Raw genomic sequence first — 17,711 nt, forward strand, 5'->3', positions numbered from 1 at the left:
AGTGACGGCACTTACATGAGCGTTCGGAGGACATCACCCATGGACTCGGCACCGGCAACCGTCCACTCACCCGATACCGGGGAAAGCGACCCGGCATCGGATCCGGTCGCCCTGTCGCGTCGCGAACGCAAGAAATTGCAGACCCGCCAAGCGATCCACGACGCCGCCGTGCGACTGTTCGCCGAGCGCGGGTTCGCGGGCACGACCGTCACCGATATCACCGAAGCCGCCGATGTGTCCCCGCGCACCTTCTTCTCCCATTTCGCCGCCAAGGAGGACGTACTGTTCGGCGACCGAGCCTCCGCGGTCGCCCTCTTCGAGGCGGAACTGTCCGAGCAGCCGCCCGAAGTGGACGCGTTCACCGCCGTACGGCGCACCGCCCTGAACGGGCTGATCAACCGCGAGACACCGACCGAGCAGATGCGACTGGCCGCGCGTCTGCTCCACGACGACCGCAGCCTGGTCGGCAGCCTCGCCGAACGTTTCGCCGGACTCGAGGAAGGCTTCGCCGCCGTCATCGCCCGCCGCGGCGGCGACCCGTCCGTGGTCGACAGCCACTCCCGACTGTTGGCGGCCTGCCTGCTCGCGGTGGTCCGTACGGGGCTGACCGTGTGGCACACCGATCGCAGCGACGACACCCTCGAAGAGGTCGTCGAGGAACTGTTCGACCTGCTCGGTGCCGGTTTACACGGCGATATCCCGCGCGCGTGAGCGGGCCGTGGGCGGCCTCCCGCGGAGGAGACCCCCACGACACTGTCAGCTGAGGATGACGAGTTGCTGTGTCGCCCGGGTCATCGCCACATAGCGGTCGACCGCTCCTTCGACGCTTTCGCCGAACGATTCCGGCTCGACGAGAACGACGAGGTCGAATTCGAGGCCCTTCGACAGCGTTGGGGACAGCGATCGAACCCGCGATGTCGCCCGGAACATCGGATCGCCTATGACGCAGGCGATTCCGTCGGCATGGTCGGCGAGCCAGGTTTCCAGGATCGAACCGAGTTCCGCGGTCGAGCCGTGGGTGACCGGGATGGCGCTGCTACGGATGGAGGTCGGCACGTTGGCGTCGGGAAGTACCGCCCTGATGACCGGCTCGGCTTCGGTCATCACCTCCCGCGGCGTCCGGTAGTTGATGCTCAACGACGCCACGTCGATCCGGTCCAGACCGATCCGCTCCAGACGTTCGCGCCACGACTCGGTGAACCCGTGCCGGGCCTGGGCGCGATCGCCGACGATGGTGAAACTGCGCGACGGGCAGCGCTGCACCAGCATCTGCCATTCCGCGTCGGTCAATTCCTGGGCTTCGTCCACGATGATGTGCGCGAAGGGACCGCCGAGCTGATCGGGCTCGGCGCCAGGCAGCGCGGTCTCGTCGACGAGTACCTCCCGCAGGTCCTGCTGACGCAACTGGGTCATCAGGCCTTCGCCGTCGGCGTAGGTATCGGAGGCGATCAGGTCGTCGATGACGCTGGACATGCGCTCGCGTTCGGCGGCGACCGCGGCGTGGTGCCGACGCGCGCGTCGCGACGCCGTCGGGTCGCCGAGCCGCCTGCGGGCCGCGTCCAGCAGCGGCAGATCCGACATGGTCCACCGTCCGGGATCGGAGCGCTGGAGTTTGTCGACCTCGTCGGGGCCGAGCCAGGGAGCGCATCTGCGCAGATAGGCGGGTACCGACCACAGGTCGGCGATCAGATCGGCCGCTTCGATCATAGTCCACGCGTTGTCCAGGGTCGCGCGCAATTCATCGTTGTGCCGCAACGAGTTCCGCAGTTGTGCCGCCGAGGTGCCACCGTCGTACTTGTCCATCAGGATCGTGATGAGCAGTTCCCAGATCTGCTCGCGCGCTTCGTTGTGCGGGGTACCGGGTTCGGGCGCGTCGAACGCTTCGGTCCAGTCCTCCGGGCTCAGCGGAATATCGGACCAGTCGGTGGCGACCGTCATGCTCTCGCTGGGCGGCTGTTCGTAGAATTTCACGGCCGCTTCGATCGCCTTCATCATGTCGGCGGACGATTTCAGGCGCGCGACCTCCGGGTCGGATTCGATCGCGGCCGCCGCGCCCTCGGGGACGAGATCGCGCAGCGTGCACAACTGCACGTTCTCCTCGCCGAGACTGGGCAGCACATCGGCGACATAGGACAGGTAGGGCTCGTGCGGGCCGACGAACAGCACGCGGTGCCGCAGGGCCGGGTCGGAGTAGAGCAGGTAGGCGGTGCGATGCAGGGCGACGACCGTCTTGCCCGTTCCCGGACCACCGTCGACGACCAGCGCGCCGCGCGACCCGGCGCGGATGATCGCGTCCTGATCGGCCTGGATGGTGCCGAGCACATCCCGCATCCGGGCCGACCGATTGCCGCCGAGACTGGCGATGAACGCGGACTGATCGTCGAGCGCGGCATTGCTCTCGAACCCGTCCGGGGTGAACACCTCGTCCCAGTAGTCGCTGATCCGTTCGCGGGACCAGCGATATCTGCGGCGACGCACCAGGCCCATGGGGTTGGCGTGGGTCGCGCCGAAGAACGGTTCGGCGTCGGGGGAGCGCCAATCGATCAGCAGTTGATTCCCCGCGGCGTCGAGCAGCCCCTGTCGTCCCACATACACCGGCTCCGGGGTGTCCGCGAGGACCATATGCCCCAGGCACAGGTCCACGCCGAAGCGTCGCAGCGAGCGCAGGCGCGAGGTCAGCCGGTAGATCTCCGCGTCCCGCTCCACCGCCTCCTGTCCCGCGCCGACGGGCGCTTTGCGGGTGAGGTCCAGGCGTCGGGTCAGCTCGGCGATCGACCGCTCGAGACTTTCCGCGATGGCGGCGAAATGCCGCTCGTCGGTGGCGACGAGTGTCGGGTCGGCCTTGTGGGACAGGTGGTCGGGAAGGTCGAACACACCGGCAGTCGATGGGCTCGCGTCATCTGTTCCGTTCGACCCATCGGTCGACGACAACACACGCAATTCGGCACTCCATTTCCGCAGGTAATGGCTTCGGTGGGCCATTGTGCGGCATCACCGGGGTCTTGCCGCAAGCCCCGGGGTGCGCTATAAGTTGGAAGTGGAAGGAGACGTTTTCCGCTCCTCCGTCACCGTGCTGTCGACGCGCCGGTGCCGTGACCCACCTGGATTCCCACCACGCAGGTGTCGTCGTCGGTGTTCGCGTCGCTGTCCCGGAGAACGTGGTCGACGAGATCGTCCAGCGCTCCGGTGAACCGCGCCGCCTGGTTCAGCAGTCGCTCCACGCAATCGTCCAAGGGCAGATCGCGGCGTTCGATGAGGCCATCGGTGTAGAGCAGCAGGATGTCGTCGGAGTCGAGTTGGAGTTCGGCTTCCTCGTAGGTCATCTCCGCGACGGCGCCCAGCAGCATTCCGCGAAGTTCGGGTAGCGACGTGGCGACACCGTCACGCACGAGTACCGGCGGCAGATGCCCCGCCCGAGCCCATCGCAATACCCGTGTCTGCGGATCGTAGAGCCCACACACGGCGGTGGCGTAGAGATCCTCGGTCAGGTGATGGGTGACGAGATTGAGCCAGGTCAGCATCTGTCCCGGCCCCGCGCCGGTGGTGGCGAGGCCGCGAAGCGCGTTGCGCAGCACGACCATTCCGGTGGCGGCCTTGATGCCGTGCCCGGTGATGTCGCCGACCGAGACCAGGATCTGCTTGGAGGGCAGCACGATCGCGTCGTACCAGTCGCCACCGACCATATGGCTCTGTTCGGCGGGGCGGTAGCGCACCGCGATATGCAGGCCGAACGCCTCGATGGACGGTTGTTTGTCGGGCATGATCGCCTGCTGGAGTTGCCGCGCCAACCGGCTCTGCTCCGCCGCGTGCTGCTCGGTGTGCGCGAGACGATCCTGGGTCGCCGACAGCGCGACCTCGGTCCAGTGCTGTGCGGAGATGTCCTGGTAGGCGCCACGCAGGGCGAGCAGGTTCCCGTCGTGGTCGAGAACCGGCTCGGCGACGACCCGGATGTGGCGGGTGTCGCCGCTGGGCCGGATCAGGCGGAATGCCGCCGAGGCGGGACGGTGGTAGCGCACCAGCGTCCGCACCAGTCGCCGCACCGATTCGGCGTCGTCGCCGTGGACGTGGTCCGGAAGCTGTTCGAGGGGAACGGGATTCGCCGCGATACCCAGGCCGTGCAGGTCGTAGAGCTGTGTGCTCCAGGTGATCCGGCCGGTGGCGGTGTCCTCCTCGAAACCGCCGACGCGTCCGAGGCGCTGAGCGTGTTGCAGCAGCGCCGCCAGCCGAGCCGTCTCGTCCTCCACCCGCCACAGCACCAGCACGCAGTCACCGTCGCGACTGATGCTGAGCGCGGCCGAGACCGTCAGCGGTACCTGATCGACGAGCTCGGTCAGCACGACCCGGTCGGCGCGGTAGGTCTCGCCGGTGGCGAAGACGTGCTCGATCCGTTCGAACAGTCGACCTTCGACCGCGGCCAACGGGTAAGCCTCGAGCAGCAGGGCGCCGTTGACCGCGCCGCGCGCACGCCCCACCGGATCGACGAAACACGAGTTGACGTGATGGATGCGGAAATCGGTGAGCGCGCCGTCCGCACCGAGGTGCGGCAGCAGCACCAGCGCCGGGTCGAGCAGGCTGTCGGTCAAGCGGACCAGGTCGGCGACATCGTGCCGATCCGGTTCGCCCACGGCGGACGGATCGGATTCGAGGGTGTGGGCACACAACTCCGCCAACGCCTCCAGTTGCCGCCGAACGCGGGGTGGTTGCGGTGCCAGCGGTGTCGGCCAGCACATTTCCAGCACCCCGGTCAGCGTGCCGCCGGTGCCCGCCGGGATCGCGACCCGTCCGCCCGCGCGGTCACCGATCGACGGCAACCCGGCCGTCCGCAGGTCTTCGATCCACTGCGCTTCCCGTCGCATCAGCGCCTGACGGGCGGGCGTGGCGACACCGGGCGGCACATAACGCCACCGCTCGGCCTCGTGCCGGTCGATCCCGGCGAAACCCACCAGCGACAGCGAGGAATCCGCGCCGACGGACCAGATCGCCACCGCCGACGCCCCCAGTGGCGCCAGCGCGTGGTCGAGTATCGACTGGGCCACGCGCTGCGGGTCGCCGGTCGCGAGCACCGCGCTTTCGGCGGTACGCAGGCGCGATACCGTCGAGGGTTCCCCGGAAGTGGCAGTGCGCAGCGGGAATTCGTCGACCACGGCGCTCAGCGTGTCATCCGCGGCCTGGTTGATCAGATCGACGGCCAGTTCCAGCGACGTGACACCGGCCCGCTCGGCCAACCTCTCCAGTTGGCGCGCTGCCTGCGCGGGTCCGCATCGCAGCCGTTCGACCATGATGCCCTTGGCCATCTCGATCAGCGCCCGTCCGTCGGCGGTGGCTTGAGCGTGCTGGATCTGCGCACGCAACCGCGCGACGGTGGCCGCGAGACGGGTGACCGCCGCTTCCGGTACCGGCCCGCCGCTCGGTACCGTCCCCTCCGCCGCGCCGGGTACGTCGAGATCGGTCATCTCGTACCGAGCCAGTGCTGGATGCAGACCAGCAACGCGTCGGCATCGACCGGCTTGGTCACGTAGTCGTTGGCGCCCGACGCCAGGCTCTTCTCCCGATCACCCAGCATGGCCTTGGCTGTCACGGCGATGATCGGCAGATTCTCGTAGTGCGGCATCTCGCGGATCTTCGCGGTCGCGGTGTAGCCGTCCATCTCGGGCATCATCACGTCCATCAGGACCAGGTCGGTTTCCGGGTGGGCGAGCAGGGCGTCGATACCCTCGCGCCCGTTCTCGGCGTGCAACACCGTGACGGCGTGCAATTCGAGAATGCTGCTGAGCGCGAACAGGTTACGGGCGTCGTCGTCGACGATCAGCACGGTGCGGCCTGCCAGCCGACCGTGCCGACGCTGCGGTACGGCCGCCGGAGTCTCGTCGGCGCGGACCAGCGGCAGCACATCGCCGGGGGCTTCGGCGGTGATGTGCAGGGCGATGCGCTCGCGCAATTCGTCCAGACTCGACAGCAACTCCAGCGGCCTGCGCATGGTGCGTTCCTGCAGGAGGTGTTCCTGTTCGAGGCCGAGTCGCCGGTTGTTGTGGGCGAGCACCGGGACGTCGGTCAGTGCGGCGTCCTCATCCATCGTCTCCAGCAAACGCAGCGCGGCGCCCTCGGGCATGTCCAGCTCCAGCACCACGCAGTGGAACACCTCGGAGGCCATGGTCGCGGCCGCCTCCCCGACGCCGATCGCGGTGACGACCTGGACCGGGCCGCGCGGATCGTGACGGTCGGCGAGATCGGCGACGGCACTCTGCGCGACGAGCGTCAACAATCCCTGCGGGCGTTCCTCCACGACGAGCAGCTTGCGGTGCTGTTGCGGCGCGGTCGGGGCGGGCGCGTGTTCGAGCTGACGGTCGGGCTGCCGATCGTCCTCGCGCTCGGGATGCTGTGCCTCTCGGAAGTCGGGACGGGCGACCGGCAGATACAGGGTGAAGGTACTGCCCTTGCCCGGTGTGCTCTCCGCGGTGATCGCGCCGCCGAGCAGGTAGGCGATCTCACGACTGATCGACAGGCCGAGACCGGTGCCGCCGTATTTGCGGCTGGTCGTGCCGTCGGCTTGCTGGAACGCACCGAAGATCGACTCCAGTTGATGTTCGGCGATGCCGATACCGGTGTCGATCACCCGGAAGGCGATGGCCGGACCGTGACGGCGGGCGGCGGCGGGCAACTCCTCGATCGTGGCCGATTCCAGGCGCAACTCCACCGACCCGGTCTCGGTGAACTTCACCGCGTTGGACAGCAGGTTGCCCAGCACCTGCCGCAACCGCGAGTTGTCGGTGAGCAGGTCCAGCGACAACCCGGGGGCCGCGCTGACCCGGAAGCCGAGACTCTTCTGCGTGGTCATCGGCCGGAAGGTGGCTTCGACGTAGTCCAGCAGTTTGCGCAACGGCACGGCCTCGGGCGTGATGTCCATCTTGCCCGCCTCGACCTTGGACAGGTCGAGGATGTCGTTGATCAGTTGCAGCAGGTCCGAACCCGCCGAATGGATGATGCCCGCGTATTCGACCTGCTTGGCGGTGAGGTTGCGGGCCGGGTTCTGAGCCAGCAACTGCGCCAGGATCAGCAGGCTGTTGAGCGGCGTGCGCAGTTCGTGGCTCATATTGGCCAGGAACTCCGACTTGTACTTCGAGGCGAGCGCGAGTTGCTGGGCCCGGGTCTCCAGCTCTTGGCGGGCCTGTTCGATCTCGAGATTCTTGGCTTCGATATCGCGATTCTGGGTGGCCAGCAGCGCCGCCTTCTCCTCGAGTTCGGCGTTGGAGCGCTGCAACTCGTCCTGCTGCACCTGCAACTCCTCCGAGCGGGCCTGCAACTCGCTGGTCAGGCGCTGCGACTCGACCAACAGTTCGTCGGTGCGAGCGTTGGCGATGATGGTGTTGACGTTGACGCCCACCGTTTCCATCAGCTGGTCCAGGAAGTCGCGATGGATGCGGGTGAAGCGATGCAGCGAGGCCAGCTCGATCACACCGAGTACCTGCTCCTCCACCACGATCGGCAGCACGAGCAGGTTGACCGGCGCGGTGCGGCCCAGCCCGGAGGAGATCGCGACATAGTCACCGGGTACCTCGTCCACCGCGATGGTGCGGCGGCTGCGCGCCGCCTGTCCGACCAGCGACTGACCGAAGGTGAACCGCACCTGCGAACCCGGCTCCGCCGGGCTGCCGTAGGAGCTGATCAGGATCAGTTCCGGTCGTTCGGTGGTCTCGTCGGCCAGGTAGAAGGCGCCGAACTGCGCCGAAACCAACGGCGCCAGTTCATCCATGATCAGCTCGGCGACCACGTGCAGATCGCGCTGGCCCTGCATGAGTCCGGAGATACGGGCCAGATTGGTCTTGAGCCAGTCCTGGTCCTGGTTGGCGGTGGTGGTCTCACGCAACGACCCCACCATCGAGTTGATGTTGTCCTTGAGTTCTGCGACCTCGCCGGAGGCCTCGACGGTGATGGATCGGGTGAGGTCGCCCTCGGCGACCGCGCTGGTGACCTCTGCGATGGCGCGGACCTGACGGGTCAGGTTGCCCGCCAGTTCGTTGACGTTCTCGGTCAACCGTTTCCACGTGCCCGAGACACCCTCGACCTCGGCCTGGCCGCCGAGGCGACCCTCCGACCCCACCTCGCGCGCGACGCGGGTGACCTCGGCCGCGAACGCGGAGAGCTGATCGACCATCGTGTTGATCGTGGTCTTGAGCGCGAGGATCTCCCCGCGCGCGTCGACGTCGATCTTGCGGGTCAGATCGCCCTGGGCGACGGCCGTGGTGACCTGGGCGATATTGCGCACCTGATTGGTCAGGTTGTTCGCCATGGAGTTGACGTTGTCGGTCAGGTCTTTCCACGTGCCCGCGACATTGGGCACCCGGGCCTGACCGCCGAGCATGCCCTCGGTGCCCACTTCGCGCGCGACGCGGGTGACTTCGTCGGCGAACGCGGACAGGGTGTCGACCATGGTGTTGATCACCCCGGCCAGCGCCGCGACCTCGCCCTTGGCCTCCACGGTGATCTTCTGGCTCAGATCGCCGCGGGCCACCGCGGTGGCGACCTGGGCGATCGAGCGCACCTGACTGGTCAGGTTGGAGGCCATCACATTGACGTTGTCGGTGAGGTCTTTCCAGGTGCCAGAGACTCCGCGCACGGTGGCCTGGCCGCCGAGGTTGCCCTCGGTGCCGACTTCGCGCGCGACGCGAGTGACCTCGTCGGCGAAGGAGGATAGCTGATCGACCATCGTGTTGATGGTCTCCTTGAGTTCCAGGATCTCGCCACGGGCGTCGACCCGGATCTTCTGGGTCAGGTCACCGCGCGCGACGGCGGTGGTCACCTGCGCGATCGAACGCACCTGCGCGGTCAGATTGTCGCCCATGACGTTGACCGACTCGGTGAGGTCCTTCCAGGTCCCCGAGACACCCTTGACATCGGCTTGGCCGCCGAGCCTGCCTTCGGTGCCGACCTCGCGGGCGACGCGGGTGACCTCGTCGGCGAAGGCCGAGAGCTGGTCGACCATGGTGTTGATGGTGTTCTTGAGTTCCAGAATTTCCCCGCGGGCGTCAACGGTGATGTTCTGTGTCAGATCGCCGCGGGCCACGGCGGTGGCGACCTGCGCGATCGAGCGCACCTGCGCGGTGAGGTTGCCCGCCATGAAGTTCACCGAGTCGGTCAGGTCGCGCCAGGTCCCCGACACGCCCTTGACGTCGGCTTGGCCGCCCAGAATGCCTTCGGTGCCGACCTCGCGCGACACCCGGGTGACTTCGTCGGCGAACGAGGAGAGTTGGTCGACCATGGTGTTGATGGTGTTCTTCAACTCGAGGATCTCACCGCGCGCGCCGACCGTGATCTTCTGACTCAGGTCACCGCGCGCGACGGCGGTCGTCACCTGGGCGATGTTGCGGACCTGGTCGGTGAGGTTGCCGGCCATGAAGTTCACCGAGTCGGTGAGATCACGCCACACCCCGCCTACGCCGGGCACCTCGGCCTGGCCGCCGAGCCGACCTTCGGAGCCGACCTCGCGGGCCACACGGGTGACCTCGTCGGCGAAGGCCGACAGCTGGTCGACCATCGTGTTGACGGTGTTCTTCAACTCCAGGATCTCGCCGCGGGCATCCACGTCGATCTTCTGCGACAGATCGCCGCGGGCCACCGCGGTGGCGACCTGGGCGATATCGCGGACCTGACTGGTGAGGTTGCCCGCCATCGCGTTCACCGAATCGGTGAGGTCCTTCCAGGTACCCGACACCCCCGGCACCTCGGCCTGCCCGCCCAGCCGCCCGTCGGTGCCGACCTCGCGCGCGACTCGGGTGACCTCGGAAGTGAACAGCGACAACTGGTCCACCATGCCGTTGAACACGGTCGCGATCTCGCCGAGTAATCCATCGGCGTCGGTCGGCAGCCGGGTGCCGAAGTCGCCGTCGCGTACCGCCGTCAGCCCGGCCAGGAGTTGATGCAGCTCCACCTGACCGGGGGCCGTCTGGACGTGCTCCGACGCGGCCCGTACGGCGGGCGCCGCTGTGTCCGTCATTACCAAACCTCGTATCGGCAAAAGGGCTTGGAGCGGAATCGATCCGGTCCAGGCGGGAACACCGGCTCCGTCTCGGCGCGTCGGCCCGTGAAACGGTTATGTACTACTTGTTCCCGGGAAAACCTTACGTGTCCGGCTGCGGCCAGTCCTGACTCGAGCCGAACCGAGTACCCCGAATCGCCGAAACCAATCCTGAAGGAGCGTGTCGTGGGCACGATCCCGCCATCGCGTCTCTTCGCTGCCCCCGCTCGAGTCGAAACGAATCCCGTTGTGACGCTCCAGGAGTACGCCGAACGGTCCGAGTGTGCGTTCCCGGCGGAAGGATCGGTCTGTGAGCACGATCTCATCGCCGACGACGCCCCGGCCGTTGGCGGTTCGGCTGCCAGGGCCGCCCGGCGGTGTCAGGTCCGGGGGCTGCGCGCGTGCTCGGTGAGGTACCGGAGGACCTCGTCATCGATTTCGCGCTGCGGACCCAGGTTCCTGCCGTCCACCCCGTGCACCTCGGTATGCAACTGCTCCATCCGGCGGTCGAGTTCCGCCGCGGTCGCGGCGGCGCTGGTCAGATCGTCGATGAGCCGCTGCGGGACATCGCCGTCGTATTTGTAGAAGATCTTGTGCTCGGTCGTCGCCCAGAAGTCCATGGCGACGGTGCGAACCTGGAGTTCGACCGTCACGTTCAGCGGCCCGGTGGACAGGAACACCGGGATCTCGACCAGGGCGTGCAGGCTCTTGTAGCCGTTCGGCTTCGGGTGGGCGATGTAATCCTTGACCGCGATCACCCGCACGTCGTCCTGCGAGGTCAGCGCCTCGAGCACCCGGTAGGTATCGCTGATGAAGCTACAGGTGACCCGCACCCCCGCGATATCGGTGATGTGCTCGCGCAGAGCGGGCAGTTCGGGCGCGATGTCCTTGCGGATCGCCTTCTGCAGAATGCTCGTGGGAGATTTCACCCGGGACGTGACGTGTTCGATGGGGTTGTAGTGGTGCAGATGCAGGAATTCCTCACGCAGGATCGTCACCTTCGTGAGCAGCTCTTTCACCGCGAACTCGTACTCCATCACGAAACGCGTCATCTCGTCGCGCATCCGGCTCATGAAGCCGATCATCACCTCGTCCTGCGTCGGCCGATCGCGACAGTCGCCAACCTCTTCCGCCACGACCTCGCCTTTCCGTCTCGCTGCACAGTCCACCGGGAACGTGGCCCGTGGGGTGGTCCGTCCCGATGCCATCGACAGTACGCGGCAAATTTCCAGCGCCGCTCACGCGCTGCGGTCCGCACGCACCGATGTGGCGCGACAACAGGTATGGGTGATACTTCCTGCGCGAAGCTCTACCCGAACCATTGTCGAAACTATTAGGACGTCATGATCAAGCTCTTCTCCGCCGCTCTGCTGACCGTGGCCGCGGCCGCCGCCATGCAGGTCGCGCCCGCCGCGCCCGCGCACGCGCAGTCCCCGATCTGCGCCAAGGCGGTCGACCTCATCAACGCCGCGGTCGATATCAGCGGCGGCAACCTCGACGATGCCACCGCGCGTGGTCTGTCCGACCGACTGTCCGGTCTCGCGGTGCTGGCCGGTGGTGAGGAGCAGGCCGCCATCGTCGGTTACGCCAACGCCTTGGTCGACGACAACATCACCGATCTCGACCCCGCCACCGACGAACTCAATCGCGTCTGCGGCGCCGCGAGCTGAGCCGGACGCGGACTACCCGCCGCTGTCGCCGACCGCGCGCAGCATCGCACCCGGCGAAGGATATCCGGCCCTTGTCAGTGCTACCGCTCATGTGTCGGGGCCGCAGTGGATCGGGTGGACTCACCCTTGGGTTTTCCACCAGGCGACGGTGGCGGCGACCGCCTCGTCCAGGGGCGTGGCTTCCAGGCCGAGGCGGTGTTCGCTGCGGGTGGAATCGAATTCGATCGGCCCGGCGAGGTGGTAGCTCATCTCGGCCATTTCCCGCATGAGGCCGTTGACCGAGCCGATCGCGCGGATCATCCAGGGGGCGAGGGCGGTGACTTTCGGGTCGTCGATTCCGGCGACCTGTCCGATCAGGCCGATCAGTTGACGTTGGGTGATCGCGGGTGCGGTGGGAGCGTGCAGGAAGGAGTTCCAGAGTTCGCGGTCGGTGGCGGCCCGGATCATGGCGGCGGTCAGATCGGGTACGTAGGTGAAGGAATGGGGGAGGTCGAGCCTGCCGAGCGCTTTGGCGCGTTTGCCCGCGAGCAGGGGAGCGAAGAGGGTTTCGCCCGCCACGGAGGTGCGGACGTGGGGGCCGAGGAAGTCGGCGGCGGCGACGCTCACGGTCGGTGTGGTGTGGGCTTCGCGGGCGCGCAGTAGGGCGACGCGGACCGCTGGTTTGCCGAAATCGGCGTCGCGGGGGAGGTTTTCGGTGATGCGGCCGGTGACCCTGCCGTAGGAGTAGACGCTTTCGGGGAAGGCGACCACGGTTCCCGCCCGTCCGGCTTCGTCCATGACGAGTTGTTCCATGCCGGGCAGTTCCTTCCACCAGGTGGCTGCCTCGTATTTCGAGGCGTGCACGCAGTGGTAGACGGCCGCGGCGCCGTCGAAGCGTCCGGCCAGTTGCTCCGGGTCGCTGATGTCGACGCGTCGACGCTCGACGAGGGGGTGATCGGGGCCGCCGCCGGACCGGGTCAGGACGCGGACCGTGTGACCGGAGGTCGCGAGTTGTTCGGCGACGGAGAGCCCGACGGGTCCGGCTCCGATGACGATATGCAGCGACATGATTGATCCTTTTCGTTCGTTGCCCCGTTCGGGGGCGGTGATCTCTTTTGAGAGCGACGCTCTCTGACGACATCGAGCATGGCCGATGTCCGACGACGTTGTCAAGAGCAGTGCTCTCATTAGTTGACAACGCTCTCTAGTGCGAGCATGGTGGTCCCATGCCGACGACACCCCGCTCCCGCGCTCGCGCCCAGACCATGGAGGACATCGTCAGGATCGGCCGCGAACACCTGGCCAGTGACGGCGCGGCGTCGCTGTCGCTGCGCGCGGTGGCGCGCGACCTGGGTGTGGTGTCCTCGGCGGTGTACCGCTACGTCAGCAGTCGTGACGAATTACTGACGCTGCTCGTCATCGACGGATACAACGCGCTCGGGGACGCGGTGGACGCCGCGCTCGCCGACGCCCCGGACGATCCGGCGCTGCGGCTGCGGGTGCTCGGCCGCGCGGTACTGCACTGGGCGCGCGCCGAAACGGCAAGGTACGGATTGCTTTTCGGCACACCGGTGCCCGGGTATGCCGCGCCCGCCGAGCAGACCGTCGAACCCGGCACTCGCGTGATCGTCGCCATGCAGGCACTCTTCGCCGACGCCTACGCGCGGGGTTTGCTGACTCCGCCCGATCCGCTGCCGCGACTGTCGGGTCCGTTGGCCGCGAGCTTCGCCGCGATCCGGTCGGAATTCGGTCTCGACGTACCGGATTGGCTGATGGCCAGGGGGGTGACGGTGTGGCCCGCCCTCTTCGGCGCGGTCACCTTCGACGTCTTCGACCAGTACGGCACCGAGACCTTCGCCGATCGCGACGAACTCTTCGAGCTGCAACTCGACGGATTCCTGGACATGCTCGGTTTCGGTCGCTGAATCGCGACACTCGGTGATTGCCTGTTGCCCGGAGGTGTACGCGCCGTTACAGTTACCCGCCAGTAGGTAGGCGATGTCGTCGGTGACATCGGAACGAGTGGGGACTCATGAACAGACGGCGTCGTCTCGTCCGGGTCGCGGTCACCTTCGTGGTGGCGGCGATCGCGATCAGCACCGGTGTGATATCAGCGCAATCCGGGCGGGCGGTGCCGGATGGCGGAGCGCTCGGCGCGCAGTGGACCGCCACGCACGACGGGCCGCGCGCCTATCCGAATGTCTTCATCGAATGGGACGTCCCGATCACCATGAGTGACGGCACCGTGCTCAAGGGCAACGTGTATCGGCCCGCCGACGCCACGGGGCAACCGATCCGGGAACGCACGCCCACCATCGTCAACCTGACGCCGTATTCGAAACTCGTGTCCAATGTGGCCGATTCGGCGCTGAGTGTTCCGGTGCTCGGTGACGCGCTGATGGATGTGCTCAACCGCTTCGATCTGTCCGGGCTCGGCCTGGGCGGGCTCACCGAGATCACCAAGGCGCTGCCCGCCGGTGCGGCGCGAACGTTCGCCGTCGATCGCAAACTGGTCCAGAGCGGGTACACCCAGGTCGTCGTCGATGTGCGCGGAACCGGTTTCTCCCAAGGGGTCTGGCAGGTCTTCGGCGAGCGCGAGCAGGCCGACGGCGTCGAGGTGGTGAATTGGGCCGCCGCGCAACCGTGGTCGGACGGCAAGGTCGGGATGAGCGGTATCTCGTATTCGGCCATCAACCAGTTACAGACCGCCGAACGCGGTCCCGAGGCGCTGCGGGCGATCTTCCCGGTGGTGCCGGGCAGCGATCTCATGCGCGATATCGCCGCGACCGGCGGCGGTGTCGGCATCGGCTTCCTGCCGCTGTGGCTGTTCGCGGTCAACAGCACCAAATGGGTGCCCGACGTGCGGTCCATCGTGACTGGCACGTTCGACTGGCGATGGCTCGCCGACCGCGTGCAGGATCCGATGACGTTCTTCGACTACCTGTTCGCCGCGCTGACGGTGCCGAGTGTCGACGAGATTCCGGAAAACCTGATGGGACTGCTCCAGGACAGCACGCCGGTGCGTCAGGCCTGGCTCGGTCATCCCGACAGGATCGAGATCCCGACCTTCGTCTACGGCGGCTGGCACGACATCTTCGCCTACTCCTCCCCTCGGGTCTACGACGCGGTGAACGTCCCCGCCGACCAGAAGAAACTGATCATGGGCGACACCTACCATCTGACCACCGGCAGTGGCCTGGGCCAGCCGGGCGGGCCGCCGCGGCTGGACGTGCTGCAACGGGCGTGGTTCGACCATTGGCTCAAGGGCATCGACAACGGCATCGAAACCTACGATCCGGTGACGCTGTGGCAGCAGGGCGGCGGCTGGGTCGGCGGCACCGAATTCCCCCGCCCCGGAGCCGAATACCGGCGCATGTATCTCGATCCGGCCGTCTCGGGCACCGCGCGCAGCGCGCATGACGGCTCGCTCGCCACGGCTCCCGGCGGCGCGGCGCGGCTGACCGTCGCTCCCGAACTGCTTACGCTGTGCTCGCGTGATTCGGCCACGGGAACCGCGGGCGTGACCGCGGTGCTCGACGTGTGCGCGAAGGATTCCCGCATCAGCGAGGCGGCCGCGCTGACATTCACCAGCGCGCCGGTCACCGAGCCGACCGTCATCTCCGGACCCGTTGCGGCCCACCTGAATACGGTGCTCGACAGCACCGACGGGTACTGGGCGGTGACGGTCAACGATGTTGCGCCGGACGGGCGGTCGACCGTGTGGACCAGCGGTCAGCTCCAGGCGTCGCTGCGCGCGGTGGACGACGCGAAGGCCACCCGGTCGCCGAGCGGTGATTACACCGATCCCTATCCGGTGCTCACCCTCGACTCGCGGCGGCCGATCGTGCCGGGTGAGCCGACCGTGGTCGATATCGGTCTGGCCGCGACCGACGGCGTACTCCAGCCGGGGCATCGCCTGCGCATCGATGTCTACGCGCTGAACCTGCCCCGTGGCCTGCCGTTGCGGCCGCTGCTCAACGAGAGCGAGCTGAAACCGCAGCATCTGGAACTCGATCCGAGTCGGCCGAGCTGGGTCAACATCCCGGTCCTCGGCGATCCCGGATGGTGAGCGGAGCGCCGCCGGGTATTGTATGGGACCGCGAGTCCCATATATTCTGATGCCACGCGCACTACCGCGCATCGCCGACGCCGCACGCCAGCGGCCGGAACGAGGAGGCATCGATGACGCTGTCCGAATCGGTGGGCGCCGAACTGTTCGACCAGAGCTACCGGGACGCGCTGGCGACCCTGTCCGAGGGTTCGGTGCACCGCAAGTTCGACCCCTATCTGGATATCGACTGGGACGGGCCCGAATTCGCCATCGATCCGGATGATCCGCGCTGGATCCTGTCGCCGGAATACGATCCGCTCGGTGCGACGAGTTGGTACCGGAATCTGCCGGTGCGACGCCAGATCGACATCGGCAAATGGCGCGTCGCGAATGTGATCAAGGTCGGCGCGGCTTTCGAGAGCGTACTGATCCGCGGCATGATGCAGTACGTCATGAAGTTGCCCAACGGCGCGCCGGAGTTCCGGTACTGCATGCACGAGATGACCGAAGAGTGCAACCACATCCAGATGTTCCAGGAATTGGTGAACCGCATCGGCGTCGACGTTCCCGGTATGCGTCCGTTGTTCCGGGCGCTCTCGCCGTTCATCGGTGTCGCGGGCGGATACGCGCACGTCATCCTGCTGATCGGGGTCCTGGGCGGCGAGGAGCCGATCGACCACTACCAGAAGGCGGTCATCCGCGACGGCGGCAATATCCCGCCCGCGGTGCTGCGCACGATGGAGATCCACATCGCCGAGGAGGCCAGGCACATCTCCTTCGCGGGCGAATTCCTCGCCGCGCACCTGAAGCGGATGAGCGGACCGGGCAGAATGGCCGCCGCGCTCGCCTTTCCGCTGGCCATGCGCTGGCTGGCCGGGGAGATCATGGCGCCGCCGAAATCGTTCGCCGAGCGTTTCGATATTCCGGACGAGGTGATGCGCGAGGCGTTCTGGGACGGCCCGGAGCAGCGCCGCATCCTGGCCGGCTATTTTGGCGATATGCGCAAACTCGCCCGCGAACTGGGGTTGATGAATCCGGTGACCGAGCGACTGTGGTCGGCGTTGCGTATCGGCGGTGCGCCGTCGCGCTATCGCGGCGAACCGGAACGCCGGATGCGCGAGGTCGCCTGAGCGTTCGTCACGGATCGGGGACGGCCAGGCGCTCGAGCAGAGCCAGCAGCGGCTGGTCCGGATCGAGCGCGAGCCGGTGTGCGCGAGCGACGCCGTCGAGCACGCTCCACGCGTAGTTCGCGAGTTCGGCGACGAGCCGATCGCGATCGAGGGCCGGTGCGGGATCGTGCGCCCAGCGGGTGACGGTGGCCTCGGTCATCGAGACGATGGCGAAGGTCATGGTGTCGACGACCGGTTCATCCACGACGCCGACCACTCCGGCCAGTCCCGAGACCAGCCGCCGTGTTCTGGCCGCGATGGAGGTTTGCAGGCTGCTCATCGCGTTCGTCTCGTCCGGATCGCCGCCGGCGGGCCCGCGGCGCAGGAATTCGTGCAACCGGGGATGTCGATCGATCCAGTCGACCACCGCGCCGATGCTGCGGTGCAGGATCCGATGGATGGAGCCGTCGGTGACGTCGAGTGCGGTGTCGAGCGTGTCGGTGAACTGCTCGCAGATCGTGGTCCTGGTCCGGCGATCGAGTTCGTCGCGGCCGGAGAACTGGCGGTACACCACCGATTTCGACAAACCGGCACGTTCGGTGATCGACTGCATCGCCACCTCGGCCCCGGCCGGGCCTTCCTCGAGCAACTCGATGACCGCCGCCACGATGCGTTCGCGCCGCTGGTCGTTGTGCGGTTGCCAACGCGCCTGCCTGCCGCCCCCGACGGGGGCCGACGCGGGTGACGAGGGGACCGGCACCGGTCGAGTCTAGAACACCGGGCCGGGGCCGTCGGAGACCGTCGCGACACTCGGCCCTTCGGCGCGGGCTCGGCATTCGGCCGAAGGAGCGACCGCGGACGCATACGGTGTGTATGTCGGATTCGTCGGT

The 17,711-nt window shown here is 67.3% G+C and carries 11 protein-coding genes; 5 read left to right on the forward strand and 6 right to left on the reverse strand.

Annotated features, from left to right (window positions below):
- Positions 1-39 precede the first annotated feature (39 nt).
- Complete coding sequence (locus tag DAT37_RS16985; RefSeq protein WP_198654305.1) at positions 40-711, forward strand: TetR family transcriptional regulator; 672 nt, start codon at positions 40-42, stop codon at positions 709-711.
- A 45-nt stretch (positions 712-756) separates the two neighbouring features.
- On the opposite strand, the gene helR is transcribed toward DAT37_RS16985, so the two are convergent.
- The 4 genes from helR to DAT37_RS17005 all read right to left on the reverse strand — a co-directional run bounded on the left by helR (position 757) and on the right by DAT37_RS17005 (position 11,097).
- Positions 757-2,874: an RNA polymerase recycling motor ATPase HelR gene (helR, locus tag DAT37_RS16990; protein WP_232839807.1), complete on the reverse strand. Its 2,118-nt coding sequence runs from the start codon at positions 2,872-2,874 to the stop codon at positions 757-759.
- A 191-nt stretch (positions 2,875-3,065) separates the two neighbouring features.
- Complete coding sequence (locus tag DAT37_RS16995; RefSeq protein ID WP_109525749.1) at positions 3,066-5,453, reverse strand: SpoIIE family protein phosphatase; 2,388 nt, start codon at positions 5,451-5,453, stop codon at positions 3,066-3,068.
- Positions 5,450-9,991: a HAMP domain-containing protein gene (locus DAT37_RS17000; RefSeq protein ID WP_109525750.1), complete on the reverse strand. Its 4,542-nt coding sequence runs from the start codon at positions 9,989-9,991 to the stop codon at positions 5,450-5,452. The genes DAT37_RS16995 and DAT37_RS17000 overlap by 4 nt, the downstream gene beginning before the upstream one ends.
- Positions 9,992-10,392: 401 nt before the next feature.
- Positions 10,393-11,097, reverse strand: a complete 705-nt coding sequence (locus DAT37_RS17005; RefSeq protein ID WP_109525751.1) for a GTP pyrophosphokinase — start codon at positions 11,095-11,097, stop codon at positions 10,393-10,395.
- Positions 11,098-11,355: 258 nt separating this feature from the next.
- On the opposite strand from DAT37_RS17005, the gene DAT37_RS17010 reads away from it, so the two are divergent.
- Positions 11,356-11,682 carry a hypothetical protein gene (locus tag DAT37_RS17010; protein ID WP_109525752.1) on the forward strand — a complete coding sequence of 109 codons (327 nt, stop codon included), beginning with the start codon at positions 11,356-11,358 and terminating at the stop codon, positions 11,680-11,682.
- 120 nt (positions 11,683-11,802) lie between these two features.
- On the opposite strand, the gene DAT37_RS17015 is transcribed toward DAT37_RS17010, so the two are convergent.
- The gene (locus tag DAT37_RS17015; RefSeq protein ID WP_109526044.1) at positions 11,803-12,732 is read right to left on the reverse strand and encodes an NAD-dependent epimerase/dehydratase family protein; all 930 of its coding nucleotides are present in this window, start codon (positions 12,730-12,732) and stop codon (positions 11,803-11,805) included.
- Positions 12,733-12,887: 155 nt separating this feature from the next.
- Here DAT37_RS17015 and DAT37_RS17020 point away from each other — a divergent pair, with 155 nt between their 5' ends.
- The 3 genes from DAT37_RS17020 (at position 12,888) to DAT37_RS17030 (ending at position 16,842) form a co-directional block, all read left to right on the forward strand.
- Positions 12,888-13,586 carry a TetR/AcrR family transcriptional regulator gene (locus tag DAT37_RS17020; protein ID WP_109525753.1) on the forward strand — a complete coding sequence of 233 codons (699 nt, stop codon included), beginning with the start codon at positions 12,888-12,890 and terminating at the stop codon, positions 13,584-13,586.
- Positions 13,587-13,693: 107 nt separating this feature from the next.
- A complete protein-coding gene (locus DAT37_RS17025; protein ID WP_109525754.1) occupies positions 13,694-15,730 on the forward strand; it encodes a CocE/NonD family hydrolase in 2,037 nt (678 codons plus the stop codon).
- Positions 15,731-15,843: 113 nt separating this feature from the next.
- Complete coding sequence (locus tag DAT37_RS17030; protein ID WP_109525755.1) at positions 15,844-16,842, forward strand: AurF N-oxygenase family protein; 999 nt, start codon at positions 15,844-15,846, stop codon at positions 16,840-16,842.
- A 7-nt stretch (positions 16,843-16,849) separates the two neighbouring features.
- Here DAT37_RS17030 and DAT37_RS17035 read toward each other — a convergent pair whose 3' ends face one another.
- Positions 16,850-17,581 carry a TetR/AcrR family transcriptional regulator gene (locus tag DAT37_RS17035; protein WP_232839808.1) on the reverse strand — a complete coding sequence of 244 codons (732 nt, stop codon included), beginning with the start codon at positions 17,579-17,581 and terminating at the stop codon, positions 16,850-16,852.
- Between the last annotated feature and the right edge of the window lie 130 nt (positions 17,582-17,711).

Origin of the sequence: Nocardia aurea (assembly GCF_003123685.1) — a bacterium.
GTDB classification, from domain to species: Bacteria; Actinomycetota; Actinomycetes; order Mycobacteriales; family Mycobacteriaceae; genus Nocardia; species Nocardia aurea.